The sequence below is a fragment of the Methylorubrum podarium genome (assembly GCF_040270385.1).
GTDB classification, from domain to species: domain Bacteria; phylum Pseudomonadota; class Alphaproteobacteria; order Rhizobiales; family Beijerinckiaceae; genus Methylobacterium; species Methylobacterium podarium.
Genome location: NZ_JBELQE010000013.1, coordinates 1 through 3,947, shown reverse-complemented (window position 1 = coordinate 3,947; position 3,947 = coordinate 1). Strand labels below are relative to the sequence as shown.

Here is a 3,947-nt window from a genome sequence, read left to right as displayed (position 1 = left end):
CACCCCGCCCGCCTCGCCGCCCGTCCCCGCCGCCGGCGGAGGGAGCGATCTCGACGAGTTGAAGAAGCAGATGGCGGAGATGCAGGCCCGCCTCGAATCGCTGGCGCGCAAGTAGCACCCGAGACATCCCTGCTCCCGCGCCGGGTGGCGCGAGACAGATCGTTAAGATCCGGTTAACGTCGGCCCCGGCCTTGCACGAGACCCCGTGCAAGGCCGGAGGCGCGACGCGAGATGGACCATTCCGAGACGGATCGTGCCGGTCAGGGCCATGCTGCGGGCCCCGAGGCGTCGTCGCGCGCCCTCGTCGCCGGCCCCTCCGTCGACGCCGGCCCCCGTCGGATCCGGGGAGGCCGCCCGATGGCGGACTTCCTGACCCAGTTGATCGTCAGCGCCGATCCCGCCCTGCGCCCGACCCGCCCGGAACGCACGAAGGCCGCGGCCGCGCTCTACGCACGGGCCGCGGCCTTCGGGAAACGGGCCTGACCGTCGGACCTGTGACCGCCGGACTTTGCCGGCGGCCGTTGACCGATCACGCCTCGGCGGACTTCACCTTCAGCACCTGACGGCCGCGATACATGCCGGTCTTCAGGTCGATGTGGTGCGGGCGGCGCAGCTCGCCCGAATCCTTGTCCTCGACATAGGTCGGGGCCTTGAGGGCGTCGGCGGAGCGGCGCATGCCGCGGCGGGAGGGGGAGGTCTTTCGCTTCGGAACGGCCATGGGAGTGTACCTCAGGCAAAAAGGGCGCCCAAGGCATCCCCTTATCGGGGGATCGCCGATGGCACCGCGTTGAGTAACGGAGATTCGAGGCCGGCTGTATAACCGCAGGAACGGCGACTGGCTAGAGTGCCGCTCCCGCTATGGACAGGCGGCCGACGCAGGGCACGTCCGAGGCGGGCTCAGGACGTGCGCAGGATCTGCTCAGGGCGTGCCGTGGGCGGCCGAAGCCTCCAGGATCGGGGCGGGTTCGGCGGGCTTGCGCGCCACGGCGACGGGCGGACGGGCGATCGCCGCGAGCACGGTCTCGGTCGGGCGGCGCGGCGGCAGCGGCACCTCGACGGCGTCGGCGACGGTTGCCGGCGCCTGCTGCGCGGCCGCGGCCTGCGGGGTGGGTTGTGCCGGAGTCTGGGCCGGGACGGGTGCCTGCGCCTGCGCGGCGGGCTGGGCGAGGCTCGCCACCTGCACCGGTTCGGCGGCGCCGGAGAGCGCGGTGGGCCGGCGCGGCGGCAGCGGCACCTCGACGGCATCGGTCGGGCCCGGGCCCGGCGCGGCGTAGGCCAGGGCCTGCGGGGCACCCCCGGCCGGGGTGCTGCCGCGCAGGGCGAACAGGCCGTCGAAGCCGTTGGCGGAGCGGGTGGACGCGGAAGAGGCGGCCGAGGCGACGGTCGTCGCGGTGTCGGCATCGGGCGGGGTGGCGTCGATGCCGAGGCGCTTGGCGGCGTAGTAGTAGCCGCGGTTGTAGTAGCGGTAGGCCTGTTCCAGATCGCCTTTGGCGGCCCGGTAGGCGCCGGCGAGATAGGCGATGCCGTATTTCAGGTTGGTCTCGGGGTCGAACAGCCCGGCCGCGTCGCCGGTATAGCCGAGGCCGCGGGCGGTGGCGTGCTTGATCTGCATCAGGCCGAGCGCCGAGCCGCCCTTGGCGCGGGCGTTGTAGTTGCTCTCCCGCTTGACCACCCGATGGACGAACGCCTCGGGCACCTTGTTGGCCCGTGCCTGCTCGGCGATCAGGGCATCGATGTTGTCCCGCGCCGCCACCTGGGCGAAGGCCGACGCCGGGGCGGCGGCAAGCAGGGCGGCGAGGAGAAGGCGCATGGGAGACCCGGTCGTTTTTCGGTGCCCCGCTTCGGCGTCCCGCTGGTCGGCAGCCCGCCCCTGACGGGGACGGGCGGCCGCGGGAGCCTCGCGAGGATCACGCGTTACGGCTCAGTTTGTCTCACCTGGGTCGGGGCCAATTGAGGCGGGAACGTGGAGGCAGGGCGAATCCCTGAGGACGGCGAAGTCCGCGAGGCCGACCCTGTCGCAGAGAAGGCACAGCGGCCCCTCCCCGGCCTCGCGCGCGCCGGTCAGGTGTCGCCGAACACGAATTGGTTGATCGCGTGGGCGAATCCGTCCTCGTCGTTGCCGAGGGTCACCCTCGAGGCCGCCTGCCGCACGGCGGGGGCGGCGTTGCCCATGGCGATCGACAGGCCGCTCTCCCGGAACAGGGCGATGTCGTTGGCCGCGTCGCCCAGCGTGGCGATTCGCTGCCGCGGGATGCCGAGCTGCCGGCCGAGATCGGCGACGAAGCTGCCCTTGTCGATACCGGGCGGCGTCACGTCGAGGTAGTAGGGCTGCGAGCAATGCACGGCGGCCCGCCCGCCGAGCTCCGCCGCCAGCGCTTCCTCCACGCGGGCGAGCCCGGCATGGTCGCGGCTCACCCCGACGATCTTGGCCGCGCGTGCCAGCAGGGGCGACAGGTCCGGCACCACGTTCGGCTCGGTCCGCAGGGTGCGGCGCTCCAGGTCGGTGTAGGGGGCCTGACCGTCGCGCAGGTTCCAGGCGCCGTCGGCGAACACCCAGAGATCGATCCCGGCCGCGTCGAGACGCGCGGCCGCCTCTCGGGCCACCGCCTCGGGGATCAGCCGCTCCGACAGCGGCCGGAGATCGGGCGTGCAGACGGTGCTGCCGTTGAAGGCGCCCAGCGGCAGCCGCAGATCGAGCGCCTCGACGAGGTGGCGCAGGCCGACCGGCGGACGGCTGGAGGCCAGGGTGAAGCCGATTCCCGCCACGCCGAGGCGCCGCACCGCCTCGATCGCGGCCGGGGTGAGCCGCTTGTCGTCGGTGACGAGCGTTCCGTCGACGTCGGAGACGACGAGGTCGATGTCCATGCGCTTTCCTATCCGCAGATGTCGTCCGCCGGGATGCCGAGCCGCGCGACGACCGCCGCGACGATGGCGTCGGGGCTCTCCTCGATGCCGACCGTGATCGGGTCTTCCTCCGGCCCCGGCGGTTCGAGGGCGGCGAACTGGCTGTCGAGGAGGCTGGCCGGCATGAAGTGGCCGTGGCGCGCGCGGACGCGATCTTGGATGACCGCCCGGCTCCCCTCCAGGAAGACGATACGGACCCGGGGGGAAACGCCGGTCAGGGCCTGACGATAGGCACGCTTCAGGGCCGAGCAGGCGACGACGGCGTTCTCCCCGGCCGCGAGCCGCGCGTCGATCCAGGCGCGGATGCGGGCGAGCCACGGCCGCCGCGCCGCGTCGTCGAGGGGGTGCCCGTCGCGCATCCGGGCGATGCTGTCGGGCGTGTGGAAGTCGTCGCCGTCGGCGAAGATCCAGCCGAGCCGCTCGGCCAGCAAGGCGGCCACCGTGCTCTTGCCGGAGCCGGAGACGCCCATCACGACGAGGACGGTCGGGGCGGTGGATCGAGGATCGGTCATCCGGCTCCTAAGTGCGCTTTCCGACGAAGCAGCTGCCGGTTCGTCGAAAGGACGCGCGTTCCAACAAGACGGCTCCGGGACGGGCGACGAGGGCCGGTGCCGCACGCCGCGAATCGTTCGTGGGGCCGCGCCCTGCAGGCTTGGCCGGCCACGGACAATTAGGGGATCCCCGCCGCAGGACCATCCTCGCGCCAGGGTTGCGTTTCTCGCAGGGAAACGGATCGCCGTCGGAGAGCGCGGGAGAGGTGTGAGCTTCGGGGAAAGGCCGACGGTTTCCGTGCTCCCCCGCCCGGTGTGGCGGCCTCGCCACGGACAGCTTGGCCGCTTTCGGCTACCCACCCGATGAGAGAAACCGTCAGGCGGCCTGAATGCGCGCTCTAGCCATAGCCCTCCTCACCGCCGCGGCGGTGTCGGGGTGCTCGATCCTGCCGGCAGCCGGGCCGACCACCTCGGCGATCGAGAGCGGCGCCGACATCGCCACCGCCGAGGGCCTGTTCGCCCGCTACGAGATCATCGACGTCACCCCCGCCA

At 72.6% G+C, this 3,947-nt stretch carries 5 protein-coding genes and 1 pseudogene; 2 read left to right on the top strand and 4 right to left on the bottom strand.

Features of this window, described 5'->3' with window-relative positions; all coding sequences use genetic code 11:
* Window positions 1–357: 357 nt before the first annotated feature.
* Window positions 358–483 carry a hypothetical protein gene (locus tag ABS772_RS01285; RefSeq protein ID WP_350391757.1) on the top strand — a complete coding sequence of 42 codons (126 nt, stop codon included), beginning with the start codon at window positions 358–360 and terminating at the stop codon, window positions 481–483.
* Between the two features lie 46 nt (window positions 484–529).
* Here ABS772_RS01285 and rpmF read toward each other — a convergent pair whose 3' ends face one another.
* The 4 genes from rpmF to ABS772_RS01265 form a co-directional block, all read right to left on the bottom strand.
* Complete coding sequence (rpmF, locus tag ABS772_RS01280; RefSeq protein ID WP_003601373.1) at window positions 530–718, bottom strand: 50S ribosomal protein L32; 189 nt, start codon at window positions 716–718, stop codon at window positions 530–532.
* A 201-nt stretch (window positions 719–919) separates the two neighbouring features.
* A complete protein-coding gene (locus tag ABS772_RS01275; RefSeq protein ID WP_350391756.1) occupies window positions 920–1,810 on the bottom strand; it encodes a transglycosylase SLT domain-containing protein in 891 nt (296 codons plus the stop codon).
* 251 nt (window positions 1,811–2,061) lie between these two features.
* Window positions 2,062–2,865, bottom strand: coding sequence for a Cof-type HAD-IIB family hydrolase (locus tag ABS772_RS01270; protein WP_350391755.1), 804 nt, complete (start codon window positions 2,863–2,865; stop codon window positions 2,062–2,064).
* Between the two features lie 8 nt (window positions 2,866–2,873).
* On the bottom strand, window positions 2,874–3,416 hold the full coding sequence (locus tag ABS772_RS01265; protein WP_350391754.1) for a gluconokinase: 543 nt from the start codon (window positions 3,414–3,416) through the stop codon (window positions 2,874–2,876).
* 368 nt (window positions 3,417–3,784) lie between these two features.
* Between ABS772_RS01265 and ABS772_RS01260 the strand changes: the two are divergent.
* Window positions 3,785–3,947: pseudogene (locus ABS772_RS01260) on the top strand (polysaccharide biosynthesis/export family protein); the annotation flags it as partial.

Excerpts from the sequence above, each read along its gene's own strand:
- ABS772_RS01285 (WP_350391757.1), top strand. The coding sequence starts at position 358 with ATGGCGGACTTCCTGACCCAGTTGATCGTCAGCGCCGATCCCGCCCTG.
- rpmF (WP_003601373.1), bottom strand. The coding sequence starts at position 718 with ATGGCCGTTCCGAAGCGAAAGACCTCCCCCTCCCGCCGCGGCATGCGC.
- ABS772_RS01275 (WP_350391756.1), bottom strand. The coding sequence starts at position 1,810 with ATGCGCCTTCTCCTCGCCGCCCTGCTTGCCGCCGCCCCGGCGTCGGCC.
- ABS772_RS01270 (WP_350391755.1), bottom strand. The coding sequence starts at position 2,865 with ATGGACATCGACCTCGTCGTCTCCGACGTCGACGGAACGCTCGTCACC.
- ABS772_RS01265 (WP_350391754.1), bottom strand. The coding sequence starts at position 3,416 with ATGACCGATCCTCGATCCACCGCCCCGACCGTCCTCGTCGTGATGGGC.